The sequence below is a fragment of the Pseudomonas sp. Irchel 3E13 genome (assembly GCF_900187455.1).
In the GTDB taxonomy this organism is placed as follows: Bacteria; Pseudomonadota; Gammaproteobacteria; order Pseudomonadales; family Pseudomonadaceae; genus Aquipseudomonas.
In genome coordinates this window covers 100680-121407 of record NZ_FYDX01000006.1, presented here as the reverse complement: position 1 = coordinate 121407, position 20728 = coordinate 100680, and the positions used below count along the sequence as shown (strand labels likewise).

Here is a 20728-nt window from a genome sequence, read left to right as displayed (position 1 = left end):
GTAATCCCCACACTTTATATAAGACCATTGGCTAACCCTTCAGCCCCGGTTTAGACGCTTTTGCCACCTTCAGTTTTGTAGCCCCGCGCCGATGCAGGAACACCAGAATAAAGAACCTGCCTGATCGATCGAAGTGGAGTCACACCATGTACCGTTGGATGGCCCAGCACCTGGGTAATGTGAGCGTCAATCTCAAACTGGGCATCGGCTTCAGCATCGTTTTGCTGCTGACCCTGGTGATCACTCTCACCGGTTGGCTGGGCCTCGAAGGCGTGATCAACCGTGGTGACAAGCTCGGCGAAATCTCCGAGGTGTACCAGGGCACCCAGGTTCTGCGCATTGCCCGCCAAGCCTACGAACACAACCGCGATGCCGCGTCGACCACCCTGGTGGAAAACGCCCTGGCATCGCTGGAGGGTGTACTGCAGAACGTCAGCAAGCGCATCCGCGAAGGCGAAGACAGCAAGCGCCTGCAACAGCAGCGCGACGCCGTGCAGGCCTACCAGCGTTACTTCGCCGACCTGAAGGCCGCCGCCGACGCCCGCGAGGCCGCCCGTGCCGCGCTTGGCGCCAGCGCCGACAAGGCCGCGGGGCTGCTTGCCGAGGTCGAGCAGGCGCTGCTGCAAAGCGGCGACGCCGTGCTGTTCAACAACGCCGTTGAAGTGTCGAAGCTGCTGCAGCAAGCGCGCTTCCAGGTGCGTGGCTACACTTACAGCGCCAAACCGGAGTTCCAGCAAACCGCCCTCGCCGCCATCGACCAGGCGGTTACCCTGCTCAAGGCCCTGCCGGGCAAAGTACCGAGCGAGCACCACGCCGATCTGGGCAGCGCCGCCGAATCGCTAAGCGTGTATCGCGGCGCCGTGGTGCAGTTCGGCACCGCCCAGGAAGCCAGCGACCTGGCCCTGCGGCAGATGGGCGAACAGGGCACGAAGCTGCTCAACCTGAGCATGGACCTGACCAAGTCGCAGACCCAGTTGCGCAATGCCGAATCGAAGAACGCCAAGTCGACCCTGGCCCTCGCCACTGTGCTGGCAATGCTGTTCGGCGTGATCGCGTCCTGGGCCATCACCCGGCAGATCATCGTTCCGCTGCGCCACACCCTGACCGCCGTGGACCGCATTGCCGGTGGCGACCTCAGCCACGACCTCATCGACCAGCGCCGCGACGAATTGGGCCAGTTGCAGCGCAGCATGCAGCGCATGACCGTCAGCCTGCGTGAGCTGATCGGTGGCATCAGCGACGGTGTCACCCAGATTGCCAGCGCCGCCGAAGAACTCTCCGCCGTCACCGAGCAGACCAGTGCCGGGGTCAACAGCCAGAAAGTCGAGACCGACCAGGTTGCCACCGCCATGAACGAAATGGCCGCGACCGTGCATGAAGTCGCGCGCAATGCCGAGGAAGCCTCCGAGGCGGCGCTGATGGCCGACCAGCAGGCCCGCGAGGGTGATCGGGTAGTGTCCGAAGTGATCGCTCAGATCGAGCGTCTGGCCAAGGAAGTCGGTAACTCCAGCGAGGCGATGAACAAGCTCAAATCCGAGAGCGAGAAGATCGGCAGCGTGCTTGATGTGATCAAGTCGGTGGCCCAGCAGACCAACCTCCTGGCCCTCAACGCCGCCATCGAAGCGGCCCGTGCGGGCGAAGCCGGGCGTGGATTCGCCGTGGTCGCCGACGAAGTGCGCAGCCTGGCGCAGCGGACCCAGCAGTCCACCGAAGAAATCGAAGAGCTGATCGCCGGCTTGCAGAGCGGCACCCAGCAGGTCGCCAGTGTCATGGACAACAGCCGCGGCCTGACCGAAAGCAGCGTCGAACTGACCCGCAGTGCCGGGGTTTCGCTGGAAACCATTACCCGCACGGTGTCGTCGATCCAGTCGATGAACCAGCAGATTGCGGCGGCGGCGGAGCAGCAGAGCGCGGTGGCGGAAGAGATCAACCGCAGCGTGATGAGCGTGCGCGACGTGTCGGATCAGACCAGCGCGGCGAGCGAAGAGACGGCGGCGTCCAGCGTTGAGCTGGCGCGGCTGGGGACGCATTTGCAATCGTTGGTGGCGCGGTTCCGGATCTGAAATCGCCGGGACCGCGTTGCGGTCCTTCGCGGCTAAAGCCGCTCTGACAGAACAGGCTTCCAAAGCTCCGCAGTTTCACCGCCGTAATTAGGAATATTCCTATATCAACGATGCCGGACCGGGTTCAGGATTTCCACGGAATCATTTCCATGGAAATCCCCTTGGTCCGCGGCCGGCAACCTTCTGGCCTGGCGCCCTGTGTGGATACCTCATCCACATGCGACCCGGCGCTGATTCTCGCGATGGGTGCGTAGTTGCAGAGAACACTGCATGCCCGTCCAATCCGACCTGCGCTTCACCTTCAGCGCCGGCCCCGATTCCTTCGAGGTCGTCGAATTCCACCTCACTGAAGGCCTCTCCGAGACCTTCCGCCTCGAAGTCGACCTGAGTTGCGCCAATTCCGCCGTCGACTTTGGCCAGGTCCTCGACCGCCCGGCGCTGCTCACCCTCTGGCAAAGCGGCCAGCCCGTGCGCTATGTGCACGGCTCGGTCAGCTCGTTCCAGCAAGGCGCGACAGGCTTTCGCCGCACCCGCTATCGCGCCATCGTTGAGCCGCGCCTGGCCCGCCTGCGACTGGCCTCGGACTGGCGCATTTTCCAGACCCTCACCGTACCCGACATCGCCACCGCGATGCTGAAGAAACACGCCCTCGCCCTGGACTACGAACAACGCATCACCAACACCCATGAAACTCGCGAATACTGCGTGCAGGCCGGCGACACCGACTACCACTTCGTCGAACGCATCATGCGCGAGGAAGGCTTTTTCTACGGTTTCCTGCACAGCGCCGAAGGCCACCGCCTGGTCCATTGCGATCGCCTGTGGATCTTCGGCAAGCAGCCCGGCCAGCCGGTGGAATACAACCCCCGGCCCGGCGGCGACCGGCCGGGTCCGGCGCTGCACACCTTCACCTACACCGAAAACGTGCGCAGCGCACGCCAGACCCAGCGCGACTACAGCTTCAAGAACCCGCTGTACAACCAGCAAACCCGGCGCGAAGCCACCGATCTGGAGCACCAGGCCAAAAGCTACGAACGCTACGACTATCCCGGCCGCTACAAGGGCGAAGTGGGCGAAGCCTTCACCCGCGACCGCCTGCGTGGACTTCGCGGCGATGCCTGCCAGGTGATCACCGAAGGTGACGACGCGCGCCTGGTGCCGGGCATCTACTTCGACCTCGTTGGCCACCCGCGTGAAGACCTGAATCGCGGCTGGCGCCCAATCCGCCTGGAGCACCACGGCAAACAATACGTCAGCCAAGGCGAGGACAGCGCCGACGCCACCCAGGGCACCCACTACAACTGCGTCGCCATCCTGGTGCCGGACGATGCCGAATGGCGCGCCGAGGCCTTGCCCAAACCGCGCATCGACGGCCCGCAGCCGGCGAAGGTAGTCGGTCCACCGGGCGAGGAAATCTACTGCGACGAATTCGGCCGGGTGAAGGTGCAGTTCCCGTGGGACCGCGAGGGTAACGAGGACGAACACAGCTCCTGCTGGATCCGCGTCTCGCAGAACATCGCCGGTGCGCTCTGGGGTCATATGGCGATTCCGCGTATTGGTCAGGAAGTGATCGTCAGCAACTTCGACGGCGACCCGGACCAACCGGTTATCACCGGCCGAGGCTTCAATGCCCTGCAGCGGCCGCCCTACGAACTGCCGAAGCACAAGACCCGCATGACCCTCAAGAGCCAGACCCACAAGGGCAATGGCTTCAACGAGCTGCGCTTCGAGGATGAGGCCGGGCAGGAAGAGGTGTTCATTCATGCGCAGAGGGACCAGAACAACGTCGTCAAGAACGACGAAACCACCTTCGTCGGCCATGACCGCAGCGAGCAGGTCGAGAACGACGAAACCCTGACCATCGGCCACGACCGCAAGGACACCGTGGGCAATCACGAGCAAGTGCTCATCGGCGTGAACCGGCGGCATCAGATCGGCCAGGACGACGAACTGAGCATTGGCCGCCATCACACCATCAGTACTGGCCAGGACCGTACCGAACAGGTCGGCAATGACCGCCTGGACAAGACCGCGGCCAATCAGCGGGTGGAGATTGGCGGGCATCTGGACCAGCAGGTGCAAGGGGATGTCACGGTGAAGGCCGGCCATAGCATTACGCACCACACCAAGGTGTATGAAATCCACGCTGCCGACGCATTTGTCATCAAGGGCCCCGGCGGCACGCTGCGTATCGACAGTGCGGGCATCACGCTGGATGGCATCGCGCTCACGCTCACGGGGCCCGTGACCAAGACAGGCGGAGGGGGCGGTAACAGCCTGACGCTCGACAGCCAGGTCCTGAACGCGCAGCAAGCCGATTGCGTGGGGAAAAACAGATGACCGCCGAACCCGTCACGCATTTTGCCGAGCACTTCCGAGCGCCAGAGGATTACCTCTACCTGTTGGTGGACGGACTGGCTGACTGTGCGCTGGAACATCCTCTCAGCGTGCCGTCGCTGAGCCGTTCGCTGGGCGACGCTGCCGTCACGCGCGTGCTGCGGCCGGACCTTTCACATGCTCCCGAAGCGTGTCCTGCCCTGATCCAACTGGCCAAGCCGGGCGAATCGGCGGCGCTGCACTATCTCGAACTCAGCGCCGGCTACTCCTCCTGGGATCTCAGCTATTACAAACGCTACATCTGCGGCTGGCTCCTCAGCCCTCAGCCGCCCGATGTCATCGCCGGGCATATCGCGACCCGGTGCCACACCACGGCATCGGGCGACGAGCAATGCTCGGCTTGGTTCGAGCCGCTGAGGCTGGAGTTGCTGTCCGGCTCGATGGGTACTGCGGCAGGTGACCTGCTGAACCCGATCAGGATCTGGCTGTGTCCCACCAGTTGGAAGGGTTACATCCTTGTGCACGGCACAAACCATCCGGTCGACTCTGTTCTTCCTCTGTCCGCCCGGGACACTCAGCGAATGGCGCCTGTGGTCAGCGAATTCCTGGATGCCTGGCGCCATACGCTGCAACTTCCTCTCGGCTTCGCCCCGTGGCGCTGGAAAGGCGCGTCCATCCTGCCGCCCCAGGCCGCCGTCCACGCCTTTCGCCTGGTCCGCGAGGCCTACAGATTGGGGCTCGATAATAGCCGCGACATCATCGCTCTCTGCTTGCATCAGGTATTCATCCACCCCCATCTGCCCCGGCACCCGGACATCCAGCAACTCATCGCCCAAGCGCGGGCAGGCGCCGTCGACCTGCAAAGCCACTTCGCCAGCCACTACAGCGAAGCCAAATGGAAGCGCATCACTGCCGACCTACCCCAGGCGAAGGACTACTCATGAGTATCAGCTTCAGCGTCGCTGCCGATATCGCCACCAACGAAGCGTGCCCGGTCCCCACCGGCATCTGCAGCACCTGTCAGCGTAGCGGCCTGCCCATCCTGCCCCTGCGCGCCGCCTATGCCCCGCAGCCCTGGAAAACCCGCTTGCTGCCCTTGACCCGCGGCTCCGAGGTCGAGGCCGTGCCCATGCACCTCGATCAGCCGCGCATCCTGCGCCAGGGGTATCTGTATGTACTGCTCGACCGCCGGGAGTGGCAGGCCTACGAGATTTCGCCCGAAGGGGCGCTGAGCCAGTTCCGTCCGTACCAGATGCCGCGTGAAGAGCCTCGCCCGCTATGCGAGGCCTGCATCCGGGAGGATCACGACATGCCTGCCGCCTTCATCAACATCGACACCCGCAAGTACTCCACCGCCTGGCTGGCCATCGCCAACGATCCCTGGCCCAAGGCGGTTCTGGATAGCTACCTGCGTGGCGGCGCGGTCGACGGTGTGAACCTCGACGAGCGCTTCCACCGACTCGACCTCAAGGCCGCGCGCAACGACCCCGCCAGCGTCGGCATCGCCATGAGCGAAAACGACCCGCAGCTTCAGCAGGTGCTCGAATACGCACAAAACATCCCCGGTGATTTCCGCAGCGTGCATGGCTTCTACGGCCGCCAGCACCGCTTGCGCGCCCTGAAGGGGCATCTGCGCAATATGATCCAGAAGCACGAACTCGCCAACGGCGTACTGGCCCTGGTGCTGCCCGACCCCATCGGCATGGTCCAGGAGCTCAATGCCCAGCGTCTGATTCGCCACCAGGCCATGCAGCAGTGGTGTGCCGAACCGCAGCGCAGCTTCAAGTATTTCACCTCCCAGGCCTTGCTCGCGATTCGTGGGCATCAGCTCGAAATGGCGAAATTCCAGGCGGAGCAGCGCGTCAAGGACGAAGACAGGTCACGGCGCGAGCGCAACAACAATCCGATGTTCAATCCGGATTTGCCCATGCTCGATGTCGAGGCGGAAACCGCGCGCCTTGCCTCGATCAGGCAAGCGAAGGCAAGGAAGCGGCTGGAAGAACGCTACAACGAGCAGGCCCGTGCGACTTTCGAAGCGAACTACCAGCACACGCTCACCGGCTGGCAACGAGTCATCGACGACGTCGCCGAACACTACGAGCGCCAGTACCAGGGCGCGGCCTATCAACGGGCGGCCCTGCATGATTACAGCGTTACCGACCAGCGCTCGACAGCGCTGTTCATCCGCATGATGCAGACCTGCCTGGCCGGTGGCCCGACCGAACGCAGCGTGGACGGCCCACCGGGCCCTACCCTGCGCCTCTGGAAGACCCTGATGGAGAACCGCGACAGCCTGCTGTACCAGGCCCTGACCGCGAGGAACAGGTCACTGTTCGGGGAACTGCACGATGCCCTTGCGGGTGACGAGTTCACCCGGGTCTATCACGGCATCAAGACCTTCATCACCACCCAGCAAGCCAAGGACCTCATGACGGGGCCCGTACAGGACGCCATCGGCCAACTGCTGTCCGCTGGAGCGACGGCCAGCAGTCGTCTCGGCAACCAGCTATCGGAGAACACCCGGGCATTGCTCGGGTACCTGCACCGCGGGGCCCTGTTGCGCTACTACGGTGTGGAGGTCACGCGGATCACGGTGTCCCTCAAGGTGGGCGAATATCTTTCGCTGCTCAACGAGGTGCTCCAGGAAAGCACCGATCGCTTCATGGCCCGGCTCGACCAGCAGTTCCGCAAACCGGCCCAGCGCAAGGTGCGCGCCATGCTGCTGAGCAACACCCTGTCCGCTGCCGTGCCGGGCACGCCTGGAAAACTGGTCGAAGTCACGCTCTGGACAATGGAAAGCGCCGACGCCTTGAAGACCCGGCTGAACAAGCTGAGCGCCGGGGTCGGCGACGGCATTGGCGACGCCTTGCGAACTGTCACCATCGGTGCCGAAGCCCTTCAGGGTTCCATGGGCAACCTTGCGCGCCATGTGACCCTCAATGCCGACGTCTCCGCCCAGCTGGCGCGGGAGTCGATGCGCAACATGCGCAACGCCGCAGTTGCTGGCGCACCCGGGGCCAGCACCATGGGGCTGGGCCTGATCAGCCTGTGGTTCCAGCAGGACAGCCTGCGCCGCAGTTATGAAAACCTGCTCGATACCGTGGGTGACAAGCATCCCGAAGCGGCGGCGGCGGTCATGTCGGCGTCGATTGGCGTGATGGGGGCAAGCGTCGAGGTTGTCGGTGGGGTGATTCAGATGGTGCGGCCTGATCTGACCATGCCGATAGGGACCGCTGGAAAGACAGTTGGGGTGGGAGCCCGGATCGTGCAGTACGGGGGGGCACTGGTGGCGTTGGCGAGTGCATTTGAGGGGTTGCAGTATGCGTTTGCGGCGATTCGCTCAAATGCCTCTGGTGACCGAGGGGCGAGTGTTAAATATTCGCTAGCGACTGCATCGGCTGCAGGTTCAGCAGTGCTCGGGGTTTGGGGCTCCTTGGCTCCAGCCGCATTTGCACTATTTCCACTCGCCGCGTCCGTACTGCTAGGCCTTGCTGCACTCGGCTTGGCAGTGTGGGCAAAAAGACAGGAGTCACAGCCCTTGGAACTCTGGGCGCGTCACTCCCTCTGGGGCGTTCCAACCAAACATCGGCGCTGGACGACACCTGAGGACCTCGATACCGCAGTTGGTGTCTTAAACGCAGCATTGCTGGGTTTGACTGCTAATGCAGGCATGATCGTAAAAGCCGAGCAGGAAGGTGGACTTCCCATTGGTGATGCTGTCCCTGCCGGACTCTTCTTGGACTACAAACTCGTCCTGCCTGGATATAAGGCTGATGTATCGGGTTACGAATGGGCGTTGCAGGTATACCGACCAAACCAAGTGTTGGGAGAAACCGTCGCGAGCGGCCGTAGCGGTGGAACGAATGGCCCGTTACCGCCTCCCCCAACTTGGAAAAATCCTGGATATCGCCCCGAAACAACAACCCCTGTGATTACCCATAATGCCCAAACACTCGAAATTAGTGGCTCCATCAGTTTCTTCGGCTATCTCGAGGTTTATGCCTTTGAGCTCCAACTGTCCTACTGGCCTGACAGGAGTGATGATTCGGGTTTTGCCCGACTCATCGTCAAGGAGGACAAGATCAAGGGTCAAGCAAGGCTGGGGTTTGTATGAAAAGACCTAAACTCGTTCCGCCATGCCCTGGCTGGCAAGAGGACCTGCCCACACCAAATGAATTGCCAGCTGTAAATCCAGCACTTGGGTTCGATACACCGAATCATCAAGATGATACTTTTCTGGAGCTACCACGTGCCTCGGCACTTGTCAGGGGAGTAGTGATATGGTTCGCGCCCGTCATGAGCACCCTACTAATCGGATTATTGTGGTTCATCGTTTCAGACTGGCGTGTATTGGAATTTCAAGAATGGATCATGTTGGTCACGGGTGTGGCCATTACAATCTGGTCACTCCTGTTTTGCGTGAAAGTTGATATAACTCCTCCCCGCGACTTACCACTGCGCTTCAACCGCGCCCGCCAACGCCTTTACGCCTACAACTTCAAATACCGCTGGTGGAATCCCTTCGAAGAGTGGCGGGTAGTACCCGTTGCCTACGACTGGTCACAGGTCCGGGCCGAACGCTGGAGAAGAACCCACTTCACCGCCCAAGGCGGGGCCATCATCCAGTTCGGTGTCGAACTGTCCATCGTCAAACCCGGCACCAACGAAGTCATCGACCGCTTCCCCCTGACCGCCATGGGTGCCGACGAACATGCCTGGGCCTACGTCTGCACCTATATGCAACAAGGCCCCGATGCACTACCGCCGCCGGAACCGCCTTGGGACCATAACGATGTGCTGTGGTGCAACATCGCTATGCTTCTGGCGCCGAAGGTCGAGTGGCCTGCCGATATGGATCTGGAGTCGAAGACCGCGCCATGAGCAGAATGAAAGGACCCAAGCTCGTTCCACCATGTCCCGGCTGGAAGGAAGACCTGCCTGGCCCCTACGAATTACCAGTCGTTACCCCGGACCTAGGCTTTGACACGCCCAATCATCAGGATGAAGTTCTACTGGAACTACCTCGTGCTTCCGCACTTATAAGAGGCGTGGTGATTTGGTTTGCGCCGATTATGACTGCCTTGTTGATAGCGCTATTGTGGATTGTCATATCAATTGGAACATCTCTAAACCTTGAGCTTCTGATAACGGTTGGCCTCGGTTTACTGATTACAGTCTGGTCGCTTTTTTTCTGCATTAAAGTTGATGTAACTCCTCCCCGAGACTTGCCACTTCGCTTCAATCGCGCCCGCCAACGCCTCTACGCTTACAACTTCAAGTACCGCTGGTGGAATCCCTTCGAAGAATGGCGGGTAGTACCCGTTGCCTACGACTGGTCACAGGTCCGAGCCGAACGCTGGAGAAGAACCCACTTCACCGCCCAGGGCGGGGCCATCATCCAGTTCGGTGTCGAACTGTCCATCGTCAAACCCGGTACGAACGAAGTCATCGACCGCTTCCCACTGACCGCCATGGGTGCCGATGCGCATGCTTGGGCCTACGTCTGCACCTACATGCAACAAGGCCCCGATGCACTACCGCCGCCGGAGCCGCCTTGGGACCATAACGATGTGCTGTGGTGCAACGTCGCCATGCTACTGGCGCCGAAGGTCGAGTGGCCTGCCGATATGGATCTGGAGTCGAAGACCGCGCCATGAGCAGAATGAAAGGACCCAAGCTCGTTCCACCATGTCCCGGCTGGCAAGAAGATCTTCCTGATACTGACAAACCCCCAGTCGTAGCACCGGCGCTGGGTTTTGATACGCCCAACTATCAAGATGAAATTCTTCTGGAGTTACCGCGTGCATTGGCTCGTGCCAGAGGTTGGGTGATTTGGTTTGCACCTTACATGAGTATTTACGTAGCCATTTATTCTTGGCTTTTCTTGTCGGACTCACGTGTGGTGGCCATCGAAGAGTGGGGAATGTTTATCTCATGCATGGCCCTTGGAGTTTGGTCAATCGTGTTTTGCGTGAGGGTCGAAACGGCCCCACCTAGAGACTTGCCACTCCGCTTCAACCGCGCCCGCCAACGCCTTTACGCCTACAACTTCAAATACCGCTGGTGGAATCCCTTCGAAGAGTGGCGGGTAGTACCAGTAGCCTACGACTGGTCACAGGTCCGGGCCGAACGCTGGAGAAGAACTCACTTCACCGCCCAAGGCGGGGCCATCATCCAGTTCGGTGTCGAACTGTCCATCGTCAAACCCGGTACGAACGAAGTCATCGACCGCTTCCCACTGACCGCCATGGGTGCCGATGCACACGCATGGGCCTATGTCTGCACCTACATGCAACAAGGCCCAGATGCACTACCGCCGCCGGAGCCGCCTTGGGACCATAACGATGTGCTGTGGTGCAACGTCGCCATGCTACTGGCGCCGAAGGTCGAGTGGCCTGCCGATATGGATCTGGAGTCGAGGACCGCGCCATGAGCAGAATGAAAGGACCAAAGCTGATACCACCTTGTCCCGGCTGGAAAGAAGACCTGCCCGGTCCCTACGAATTACCGATCGTTACCCCGGACCTCGGGTTTGATACGCCCAACCATCAGGATGAGTTTTTTCTGGAGCTGCCTCGTGCGTCGGCACTTGTGAGAGGGATAGTGATCTGGTTCGTTCCAGTGTCAACGATGCTTATACTCTTGATTATTTGGCTTCATTTATCAGCAGATCGGACGCTGATGATTGAAGAATGGATCACATTCATCTTCGCAGTGTTCATTAACGCTTGGTTGATCCCCATCTTCTGGAAGTCCGAAATAGCCCCTCCTCGTGACCTGCCACTCCGCTTCAATCGCGCCCGCCAACGCCTCTACGCCTACAACTTCAAATACTGCTGGTGGAACCCATTCGAGGAGTGGCGGGTAGTACCAGTGGCCTACGATTGGTCACAGGTCCGAGCCGAACGCTGGAGAAGAACCCACTTCACCGCCCAGGGCGGAGCCATCATCCAGTTCGGTGTCGAACTGTCCATCGTCAAACCCGGTACGAACGAAGTCATCGACCGCTTCCCACTGACCGCCATGGGCGCCGATGCGCATGCCTGGGCCTATGTCTGCACCTACATGCAACAAGGCCCCGATGCACTACCGCCGCCGGAGCCGCCTTGGGACCATAACGATGTGCTGTGGTGCAACGTCGCCATGCTACTGGCGCCGAAGGTCGAGTGGCCTGCCGATATGGATCTGGAGTCGAGGACCGCGCCATGAACAGTTCCGCAAGCCGACCCAGCGCAAGATGCGCGCCATGCTGCTGAGCAACACCCTGCCCGCTGCCGTGCCGGGCACGCCTGGGAATAGGTTGAAGTGCTGGAACACCATGCCGACTTCACGACCGTGCGCTACGTGTCGGATCAGACCAGCGCGGCGAGTGAGGAGACGGCGGCGTCCAGCGTTGAGCTGGCGCGGTTCCGGATCTGAATCGCGAGCAAGCTCGCTCCTACAGAGACTGCGTAACTGACTGTAGGAGCGAGCTTGTCGGAACGCCGAACCGTCGCGAGAGTTACAGGACCTGACGCAAGAACGCCTGGGCCCGCAGGTCCTTCGGCGTGGTGAAGAATTCTTCCGGCGGCGAATCCTCCAGCAGTTTGCCGTGATCGAAGAACAGCACCCGATCCGCCACTTCACGAGCAAAGCCCATTTCGTGGGTCACGCAGACCATGGTCATGCCTTCCTGGGCCAGGGTCTTCATCACGTCCAGCACCTCGCCGACCATTTCCGGGTCCAGCGCCGAGGTGGGCTCGTCGAACAGCATGACTTTCGGGTCCATCGCCAGCGCCCGAGCAATTGCCACGCGCTGCTGCTGCCCGCCCGAGAGCCGCGACGGGTATTCGTTGGCCTTCTGCCCGATCCCCACTTTCTCCAGCAGTGCCCGCGCCTTGGCTTCGCGCTCGGCCTTGCCGCGCTTGCGCACGACTTTCTGCGCCAGGCACAGGTTCTCCAGCACGGTCATGTGCGGGAACAGGTTGAAGTGCTGGAACACCATGCCGACTTCACGACGGTAGGCGTTGACGTCGGTCTTCGGGTCGGCCAGTTGCAGGCCATCGATGGCGACGCTGCCGGCATCGAACGACTCCAGGCCGTTCAGGCAGCGCAGGAAGGTCGATTTGCCGGAGCCGGACGGGCCGAGCACCACCAGCACTTCGCCGCGGGAGACGTTGGTGCTGACGTTATCCACAGCCCGCACCACCTGGCCGCGGGTGTCGAAGACTTTTACCAGATCACGGACTTCAATCACTTTGCGCAAGCCTCCGCTCGAGCCGGCTGGCGAAATGCGACAGCGGCAAGTTGATCAGCAGGTACAGCCCGGCGACGCAGAACCAGATCTCGAACGTCGAGAACGAGGTGGTGATCGCCTCGCGGCCACTCTTGGTCAGTTCGGTGATGGCGATCACCGAGACCAGCGACGTGTCCTTGACCAGGCTGATGAACTGCCCGGCCAGCGGCGGCAGCACGCGTTTGAACGCTTGCGGCAGAACCACATGGCGCATCGACTGGGCGGCGCTCAGGCCCAGGGACCGCGCGGCCTCGCCCTGCCCCCGGGCGATGGACTGCACGCCGGCGCGGACGATTTCAGCCACGTACGCGCCGGTGAACAGAGCCAGCGCGGCAACCCCGGCAAACTCGCGGGAGAGGTTGAGCACGGTGCCGATGAAGAAATAGAAAATGAAGATCTGCACCAGCAACGGCGTGCCGCGCACCAGCTCGACATACACCGTGGACAGGTCACGCAGGGTCGGGTTGCTGGAGAGGCGGCACAGCCCGGCGAACAGACCGATCAGCAGGCCGATGACGCCGGACGCCACGGAAATCCATACCGTGGTCCACAGCCCCCAGGCCAGCGGGCCGGCCGCCCAGTGGTGCGTCAGGCCGATCAGGTCGCCCTCGGCAACGTCGTCGCCCTTGGCCAGTTGCAGGCTGGCCTGGTCGACGTCCAGCACCTGTTCGGCGCCGTCTTCGTCACGCAGGGTCACGCGTGCGCTGTCGCCCTTGCGCACGATCTCCTGCACCGTGCCGTAGCCGGCGGCGCGATGCGCTTCCTCGGCCTGGTAGGCGAAGTACTGCGGGATGCGGTTCCAGCGCCACTCGTAGGAAATCATCGAGGTGGCGAAATACAGACTTATCGCCAGTCCGACCAGGACCAGCGCGGTCAGCCCGTGCCAGGGCCACTGGGATTTCTTGTGTTTGATCACGTTGGGATTCCCCATGAAGCCAAAAGCCGCAAGCTACAGGCCGCAAGAAAAAAGCGGGTCATCAGCGACCCGCTTTGCTTGCAGCTTGTAGCTCGCGGCTAGTCGCTGTCTTTTATTCCATGTCCTTCAGCCATTCGGTCTTCTTGAACCACTTGTCGTGGATTCGATCGTAGGTGCCGTCGTGCTTGATCTGGTGCAGGAAGTTGTTGATGAAGTTGATGCTGTCGTAGTCGCCTTTCTTCAGACCGAAGGCCAACGGCTCGTAGGTGAACGGTTCGTCGAGGTAGACCAGCTTGCCGGCGCCGACCTTGGTCACGGCCACCACGTTGTAGGGTGCGTCGTAGACGAAGGCATCAGCCTTGCCGTTGACCACGTCCAGTACGCCTTCCTGTTCGTTGTCGTAGCCGTGGTACTGGGCCTTGGCGATCAGTTTCTTCGCGACCATCTCACCGGTGGTGCCCAGCTTGGAGGTCAGGCGGTATTCGGCGCTGTTGAGGTCTTTATAGGACTTGATCTTGCCTTCCAGTTCCTTGCGGATCAGCAGGGTCTGGCCAACAACGATGAAGGGCTCGCTGAAGTTCAGCTTCAGGTTGCGTTCCTGGGTCAGGGTCATGCCGCTGGTGATGATGTCGAACTTGTTGGTCATCAGTGCCGGGATGATGCCGTCATAGGCGGTGGAAACCATCTCCAGCTTGACGCCCATGGACTTGGCCATGGCCTTGATGATGTCTACTTCGAAGCCGATGATCTCGCCACGCTTGTTGGTCATTTCGAACGGCATGTAGGTTGGGTCCATGCCCACCCGCAGGGTGCCGCGCTTGACCGCGTCATCGATTGCGCCGGCTTGTGCGGTGCTGACCGCGACAGTGGCGGCGACGCCGACCAGCAGCATCGACAGGTACTTTTTGAACATCACCAGGTTCCCCCAACAAGAAAACGCTTAATTTTATTGTTGCGCGAAAAGTCCTACAGACGTCGCGCGATAGTCGGGGCGGGATGCTAACGCATGAGCGGCATGGGACCTAGCCCCATGACGACTTTGTTACTTATTGGTACCAGAAAAACAGCGCGGGGCGACGAATGTCGCCCCGCGTGGGGATCAGGCATTGGCCAGCGTTGGCTGGGCTGCCTCTTCGGGATGCAGAGGCAACAGCGGCGAGTGCGGATCGTTGTCGATCGACTGACGCCAGACGTCCAGCCAGGCACTGTTGTGCTCGGCCCAGACGCGGTCGTGCAGGCGGGACAATGCGACCGGATCGCTGAGCAGTGCCAGGCGGTTATTGCCGTCCAGACCCGACGGTCCGACCTGCAATGCCTTGGCAATACGCTCGGCGCGCAGCGCCTCGATCGGCTCGGCGACACCGTGGCGAGCGGTGGCCAGGGCACAGGCCAGCGCATTCTGCTGCGGATCGACCACGGCCCGGACAAAACCGTCGTGCAGAGCGTGCCAGCGGTTCTCGTGGGTGTACTGGTCAGTGGCCAACAGCTCAGGCGGCGTCGCGTATTCCTCGGGGATGAGGAACAGCTTCTCGTCCTTGGCGCGCAGGCCCAGGTTGACCCGGCTGGAAATCACCGACACCGGGATCGACAGGGTCAACGAGCCCACGATCGGCACCAGCCACCACAGGAAGCTCGGGTTCAGCCAGGCCACCAGCAATGCCCAGGCCACGCCCAGCAGGGTCTGCGGACCATGGCGGCGGACCGCTTCGCTCCACGGCGTGGAGTCGTCGTCACGTTGCGGCGAGTTCCAGGTCGCGGCCCAGCCGAGGAACGCGGCGAGGACGAAACGGGTGTGGAAAATCATCCGCACCGGCGCCAGCAGCATGGAGAAGAGCATCTCCAGCAGCATCGACAGGGTGACCTTGATCCGCCCGCCGAACTCCGTCGCGCCCTTGGCCCAGATCAGAATGACGCTGAGCAGCTTGGGCAGGAACAGCAGCACGATGGTGGTCGAGAACAGCGCGATGGCTTTTTCCGGGTGCCACTGCGGCCACAGCGGGTACAACTGCCGTGGTTCGAGGAAGTACTGCGGCTCCATCAGGGTGTTGGTCGCCAGCAACGCGGTGGACAGCACCAGGAAGAAGAACCACAACGGCGCCGACAGGTAGGACATCACCCCGGTGAGGAACACCGCACGGTGCACCGGGTGCATGCCCTTGACCAGGAACAGGCGGAAGTTCATCAGGTTGCCGTGGCACCAGCGCCGGTCGCGCTTGAGTTCATCAAGCAGGTTCGGCGGCAATTCTTCGTAGCTGCCCGGCAGGTCGTAGGCAATCCACACGCCCCAGCCGGCGCGGCGCATCAGCGCGGCTTCGACGAAGTCGTGGGAGAGGATCGCACCGGCGAACGCGCCCTTGCCCGGCAACGGCGCCAGGGCGCAGTGCTCGATGAAGGGCTTCATGCGGATGATCGCGTTGTGCCCCCAGTAGTGCGACTCACCCAGTTGCCAGAAGTGCAGGCCGGCGGTGAACAGCGGGCCGTAGACGCGGGTGGCGAACTGCTGCATGCGCGCATACAGGGTGTCCATGCCCGAGGCTTTCGGCGCGGTCTGGATGATCCCGGCGTCCGGGTTGGCTTCCATCAACCGAACCAGGCTGGAGAGGCAGTCGCCGCTCATCACGCTGTCGGCGTCGAGAACAACCATGTAGCGGTAGTCGCTGCCCCAGCGGCGGCAGAAGTCGTCGAGGTTGCCGCTCTTGCGCTTCACGCGGCGACGGCGGCGACGGTAGAAGATCCGCCCGAAGCCCTTGGCCTCGCGGCAGACTTCCAGCCAGGCCTGTTGCTCGGCCACGGCGATGTCGGGGTCGTTGGTGTCGCTGAGGATGAAGAAGTCGAAACGGTCGAGGTTACCGGTGGCGGCGACCGACTCGAAGGTCGCGCGCAGGCCGGCGAACACCCGTGGCACGTCTTCGTTGCAGATCGGCATGACCAGCGCGGTACGCGCGCCCGCCTCGATCGGCTCGTTGCCGGCACTGCTGCCGGAGATGCGGTATTTGTCGCGCCCGGTGAGCAGTTCGAGGAAGCCCATCAGGGCGGTCCAGAAACCCGCCGACACCCAGCAGAAGAGGATGCCGAACAGAATCAGGATGGACGTCTGCAACGCATACGGCCACACCTGCGCTGCGGTCTGCAGCAGTGGCTGGTGCAGGACTTCGTCGAGGTCGACGAACGACCAGCCCTGATACGGCAGGATGCCTTTCATGTACCAGCCGGCGACGATGGTCTGACCGATCATCAGTGCCAGCAGGATGTAGCGGCGCATCGAACCGACCCAGCGCCAGCGGGCCTTGGGCAGCTCACGCTGCTCCGGAGCCGGGGCGTTGGTGCGACCGGTCAGGCGGCGCCAGCCACGGACCAGGATGTTGGTCCGCCATGGCTCGGGGATCACCCGGGTGCGACGGATCGGCGGGGTCGCCTTGAGGCAGACCCGGCCGCTGGCGTCGAGACCGAGCATCTCGGCCTCTTCCATATCGGTGGCGCTGAGCAGGCTCAGGCGGCTGCCGACCGAACCCTGGGCGGGCTCGGCATCGACAACGCTCGGCTGCGCAGACAGGCGCTGGTGCAACTCGCTGAACGAGTTGCAGTTGGCGAGTTCCGCCCGCTGCTCGTCGCTCAGGGGTAGATGGGCCAGGTACTCGGCAAGCGATTCTGGCCGTACTGAAGAGTTACTCATCGGCTGGCAACTGATAGCTCCAGGTCTCGGTCAACACCTGTTCGGTGGTCGCCGGTGCCCCAGTAGTGGGCGCCGCTTCAGCGGCAGGCTGCTCGGCAGGTTGCTCGGCCTTCGCGGCTTTAGCGGCGGCCTTGTCCTGCTTGGCAGGTTTTTCCTGTTTTTCCTGCTTCTCGGGTTTGGCCGGCTCGACCGGGACGTCGCGAACCAGCGCGGCGCGCATTTCGACGGCCTTGCCCGGATCCTTGACCTTCATCCGCAGGGTCAGGCGCCAGCCCTTGATTTCAGGGTTGTAGCGCAGGTTGTTCTCGACCAGCTCGGCGTTGTCGCCCAGGCTGACCTGGCTGCGGACCGCCGCGTCTTCCGGCAGGGCCGCAAGGACCGGGCCTTCGAAGTCGACCAGGAAGGCCACGCTGCCATCCGGCTGGCGGATCAGGTTGGACTGTTTGACGTCACCGGTGGAACGCAGGGTCTGCTTGACCCAGCCGAGGTTCGGCGAATGGTAGGCCGACTCGTCCATGGTCCAGTGCAAGCGGTATTCGTATTCGACCGGGGTGCCTGGCTCAGGCAGCTTTTCCGGGCTCCAGAACGCAACGATGTTGTCGTTGGTTTCATCGGCGGTCGGGATTTCCACCAGGTCGACGGTGCCTTTGCCCCAGTCGCCGCGAGGCTCGATCCAGGTGCTTGGGCGCTTCTGGTAGTTGTCGTCCAGGTCTTCATAGAAGCTGAAGTTGCGGTTGCGCTGCAGCAGACCGAAGCCGCGCGGGTTTTCCACGCTGAAGTTGCTCACGGCCAGGTGTTTCGGGTTGTTCAGCGGACGCCACAGCCACTCGCCGTTACCGGCGTGGATCGACAGGCCTTCGGAGTCATGCAGCGCTGGACGGTAGTTCGGCACGCGCGACGGCTGGTTGCTGCCGAACAGGTACATGCTGGTCAGCGGGGCGATGCCCAGACGGCTGACGTGATCACGCAGGAACACCTTGGACTGCACGTCGACGATGGTGTCGCTGCCCGGACGCAGGATCAGCTTGTAGGCGCCGGTGGAACGCGGCGAGTCGAGCAGCGCGTAGATCACCAGGTGCTTGTCGTTGGCTTTCGGGCGCTCGACCCAGAACTCGGTGAAGCGCGGGAATTCTTCGCCGGACGGCAGCGCGGTGTCGATGGCCAGGCCACGGGCCGACAGACCATACACCTGGCCCTTGCCGACGACGCGGAAGTAGCTGGCGCCGAGCAGGGTCATGATTTCGTCCTGCTTGTCCGCCTTGTTGATCGGGAACAGCACGCGGAAACCGGCATAACCGAGCTGCTCGGTGGCCTTGGCGTCGAACTTCAGGTCGCCGAAATCGAAGCGGGTTGGGTCGTACTTGATTTCATCGACGCTGGTGGCGGTGACTTCGTTGATCTTCACCGGCGTGTCGAAGTGCATGCCCTGGTGATAGAAGGACAGCTTGAAGGGGGTCTTGTCGTTGGCCCATTCGGCCTTGTCGGACAGGAAGCGGATCTTCTGGTAATCGGCGAACTTCATGTCGCGGAAGACCGCCGGCAGGTTGCTCTTTGGTGCTTCGTACTTCTGCCCGGCCAGGTCTTTCGCCTTGGCCGCTACGTCGTCAAGGTTGAACGCCCAGAGCTGGCCGGCACTGAGCAGGCACACCAGCGCCGAACCTGCGAGCAGGGCCTTGCGCAGCCGGCTGGCAGGCATTCTTGGTGCATTACAGGGACTTACAATCACGAGCAACCCTCGCCGAAAACAGATCTAGAGAACCAACGGCCAGCTACACATGCCGGGTTGGCGAGCACTGTTCGGACTCCGAAAGGGCTTAATGATTCCCCATACGGTTCCGGACAGTTCTCGAATCAGAGTGAAACAGGCCGTCGAACGTCGGCCCACGTAGCGCGCGATTATCTAGCAGGCTGCGTTACAACGCATCAGGGCCAGCCAACTATTTTTGCTGTAAAACCCCTTGTTTTCCTGCAAACAGGGGGTTTTTTGTCTTCATATTTGTAACATAAATGTTACGGGGCCATCATTGACCAGATGCACCTGCATATCGGCCCCGAAACGGCCGCTGGCGACGGTGCCATGTTTGGCCTTGGCCTGGGCCAACAGGTAGTCGAATAACTCGGCGCCGAGGGCCGGTGGCGCGGCGGTGGAGAAGCTCGGGCGCAGGCCGCTCTGGGTGTCGGCGGCCAGGGTGAACTGGGACACCAGCAGCAGGCCGCCGTCGATGTCCTTGAGGGACAGATTCATCTTGCCCTGCGGGTCACTGAAGACCCGGTAGTTGAGCAACTTGTGCAGCAGCTTGTCGGCGTGGGCCGGGGTGTCGCCCGGCTCCACCGCGACCAGCACCAGCAGGCCCTGGTCCACGGAGCCGACGATTTCGCCCTCCACTTCTACCCGCGCGCCACGCACGCGTTGCAGCAGCCCCTTCATGCTTCGTCCAGTGGCAGGTCCAGCAGACGCCGGGACATCTGGTCGGCGGCGCGCACCAGGGCATCGGTGACACCCGGTTCGGAGGCGGCATGACCGGCGTCGCGAATGACCTTCAGCTCGCTGTTCGGCCAGGCCTGGTGCAGTTCCCAGGCGTTGTCCAGCGGGCAGATCACGTCGTAGCGACCGTGCACGATCACCGCCGGCAAGTGGGCGATCTTCTCCATGTCGCGGATCAACTGGTTTTCTTCGAGGAAGGCGTTGTTCATGAAGTAGTGGCATTCGATCCGGGCGATCGACAGCGCGCGCTGGGGCTCGGAGAAGCGGTCGACCACCAACGGGTTCGGGCGCAGCGTGGCGGTGCGACCTTCCCAGGTGGACCAGGCCTTGGCGGCGTGCATCTGGGCAATCTGATCGCTGCCGGTAAGGCGCTTGTGGAAGGCCTGGACCAGATTGCCGCGCTCTTCCACCGGGATCGGCGCGATGTAGTCCTGCCAGTAGTCAGGGAACAAGCGGCTGGCGCCGGCCTGGTAGAACCAGTCGATTTCCTGCGGACGGCACAGGAAGATGCCGCGCAGGATCAGGCCATGAACGCGCTCGGGGTGGGTCTGGGCGTAGGCCAGCGCCAGGGTCGAGCCCCAGGAACCGCCGAACAGCACCCATTTGTCGATACCCAGGTGCTTGCGAATGCGCTCGAGGTCTTCGACCAGGTGCCAGGTGGTGTTGTTTTCCAGGCTGGCGTGGGGCGTGGAGCGGCCGCAACCACGCTGGTCGAACGTGATGATGCGGTAGACGTTGGGGTCGAAATAGCAGCGGCTCTGGGCATCGCAGCCCGCGCCGGGACCACCGTGAATGAACACCACCGGCAGACCTTCCGGCGAACCGCTTTCATCGACGTACAGGACATGCGGTGATTCGACGGCCAGATCGTGCCGGGCGTAGGGTTTGATCTGCGGGTACAAGGTCTGCATTACGCACTCCGTGTGGGAATTATTCTGCCGTTGGGCATCATAAACCCGAATTACGCTTTGAGCATGCC

Annotated in this window: 15 protein-coding genes and 1 pseudogene; 9 read left to right on the top strand and 7 right to left on the bottom strand. The window is 62.1% G+C overall.

Translation table 11 applies throughout. From position 1 onward, the window contains the following. Positions 1-146: 146 nt before the first annotated feature. From CKW37_RS33615 to CKW37_RS33200, 9 genes and pseudogenes are all read left to right on the top strand, one after another. Positions 147-1208, top strand: a pseudogene (locus tag CKW37_RS33615) (methyl-accepting chemotaxis protein); the annotation flags it as partial. Continuing rightward, complete coding sequence (locus tag CKW37_RS33610; protein WP_371864286.1) at positions 1191-2063, top strand: methyl-accepting chemotaxis protein; 873 nt, start codon at positions 1191-1193, stop codon at positions 2061-2063. The pseudogene CKW37_RS33615 and the gene CKW37_RS33610, both read left to right, overlap by 18 nt. A gap of 270 nt (positions 2064-2333) precedes the next feature. Beyond that, positions 2334-4403: a type VI secretion system Vgr family protein gene (locus tag CKW37_RS11650; RefSeq protein WP_095155834.1), complete on the top strand. Its 2070-nt coding sequence runs from the start codon at positions 2334-2336 to the stop codon at positions 4401-4403. Next, on the top strand, positions 4400-5344 hold the full coding sequence (locus CKW37_RS11645; RefSeq protein ID WP_095155833.1) for a hypothetical protein: 945 nt from the start codon (positions 4400-4402) through the stop codon (positions 5342-5344). The genes CKW37_RS11650 and CKW37_RS11645 overlap by 4 nt, the downstream gene beginning before the upstream one ends. Next, positions 5341-8514 (top strand): T6SS effector BTH_I2691 family protein, encoded by a 3174-nt coding sequence (locus tag CKW37_RS11640; protein ID WP_095155832.1) that lies wholly within the window; start codon positions 5341-5343, stop codon positions 8512-8514. Before CKW37_RS11645 ends, CKW37_RS11640 begins: the two co-directional genes overlap by 4 nt. Positions 8515-8696: 182 nt before the next feature. Further along, the gene (locus CKW37_RS11635; protein ID WP_256587735.1) at positions 8697-9281 is read left to right on the top strand and encodes a DUF6708 domain-containing protein; all 585 of its coding nucleotides are present in this window, start codon (positions 8697-8699) and stop codon (positions 9279-9281) included. A 5-nt stretch (positions 9282-9286) separates the two neighbouring features. After that, positions 9287-10057 (top strand): DUF6708 domain-containing protein, encoded by a 771-nt coding sequence (locus tag CKW37_RS33210; protein WP_371864285.1) that lies wholly within the window; start codon positions 9287-9289, stop codon positions 10055-10057. Further along, positions 10054-10833: a DUF6708 domain-containing protein gene (locus CKW37_RS33205; protein ID WP_256587733.1), complete on the top strand. Its 780-nt coding sequence runs from the start codon at positions 10054-10056 to the stop codon at positions 10831-10833. Before CKW37_RS33210 ends, CKW37_RS33205 begins: the two co-directional genes overlap by 4 nt. Continuing rightward, on the top strand, positions 10830-11609 hold the full coding sequence (locus tag CKW37_RS33200) for a DUF6708 domain-containing protein (RefSeq protein WP_256587732.1): 780 nt from the start codon (positions 10830-10832) through the stop codon (positions 11607-11609). The genes CKW37_RS33205 and CKW37_RS33200 overlap by 4 nt, the downstream gene beginning before the upstream one ends. A 292-nt stretch (positions 11610-11901) precedes the next feature. Here CKW37_RS33200 and CKW37_RS11615 read toward each other — a convergent pair whose 3' ends face one another. The 7 genes from CKW37_RS11615 to pip all read right to left on the bottom strand — a co-directional run bounded on the left by CKW37_RS11615 (position 11902) and on the right by pip (position 20660). Further along, positions 11902-12636 carry an amino acid ABC transporter ATP-binding protein gene (locus tag CKW37_RS11615; protein ID WP_095156103.1) on the bottom strand — a complete coding sequence of 245 codons (735 nt, stop codon included), beginning with the start codon at positions 12634-12636 and terminating at the stop codon, positions 11902-11904. Next, positions 12629-13591, bottom strand: a complete 963-nt coding sequence (locus CKW37_RS11610; RefSeq protein WP_095155831.1) for an amino acid ABC transporter permease — start codon at positions 13589-13591, stop codon at positions 12629-12631. Before CKW37_RS11610 ends, CKW37_RS11615 begins: the two co-directional genes overlap by 8 nt. Positions 13592-13703: 112 nt before the next feature. Then, positions 13704-14504 (bottom strand): transporter substrate-binding domain-containing protein, encoded by an 801-nt coding sequence (locus CKW37_RS11605; protein WP_095155830.1) that lies wholly within the window; start codon positions 14502-14504, stop codon positions 13704-13706. 186 nt (positions 14505-14690) lie between these two features. Beyond that, complete coding sequence (gene mdoH / locus CKW37_RS11600; protein ID WP_095155829.1) at positions 14691-17264, bottom strand: glucans biosynthesis glucosyltransferase MdoH; 2574 nt, start codon at positions 17262-17264, stop codon at positions 14691-14693. Then, positions 17257-18990: a glucan biosynthesis protein G gene (locus CKW37_RS11595; RefSeq protein ID WP_095156102.1), complete on the bottom strand. Its 1734-nt coding sequence runs from the start codon at positions 18988-18990 to the stop codon at positions 17257-17259. The genes mdoH and CKW37_RS11595 overlap by 8 nt, the downstream gene beginning before the upstream one ends. A gap of 264 nt (positions 18991-19254) precedes the next feature. Next, positions 19255-19692, bottom strand: a complete 438-nt coding sequence (gene dtd / locus CKW37_RS11590; protein ID WP_095155828.1) for a D-aminoacyl-tRNA deacylase — start codon at positions 19690-19692, stop codon at positions 19255-19257. Then, positions 19689-20660 carry a prolyl aminopeptidase gene (gene pip, locus CKW37_RS11585; protein WP_095155827.1) on the bottom strand — a complete coding sequence of 324 codons (972 nt, stop codon included), beginning with the start codon at positions 20658-20660 and terminating at the stop codon, positions 19689-19691. The genes dtd and pip overlap by 4 nt, the downstream gene beginning before the upstream one ends. Positions 20661-20728: the final 68 nt, after the last annotated feature.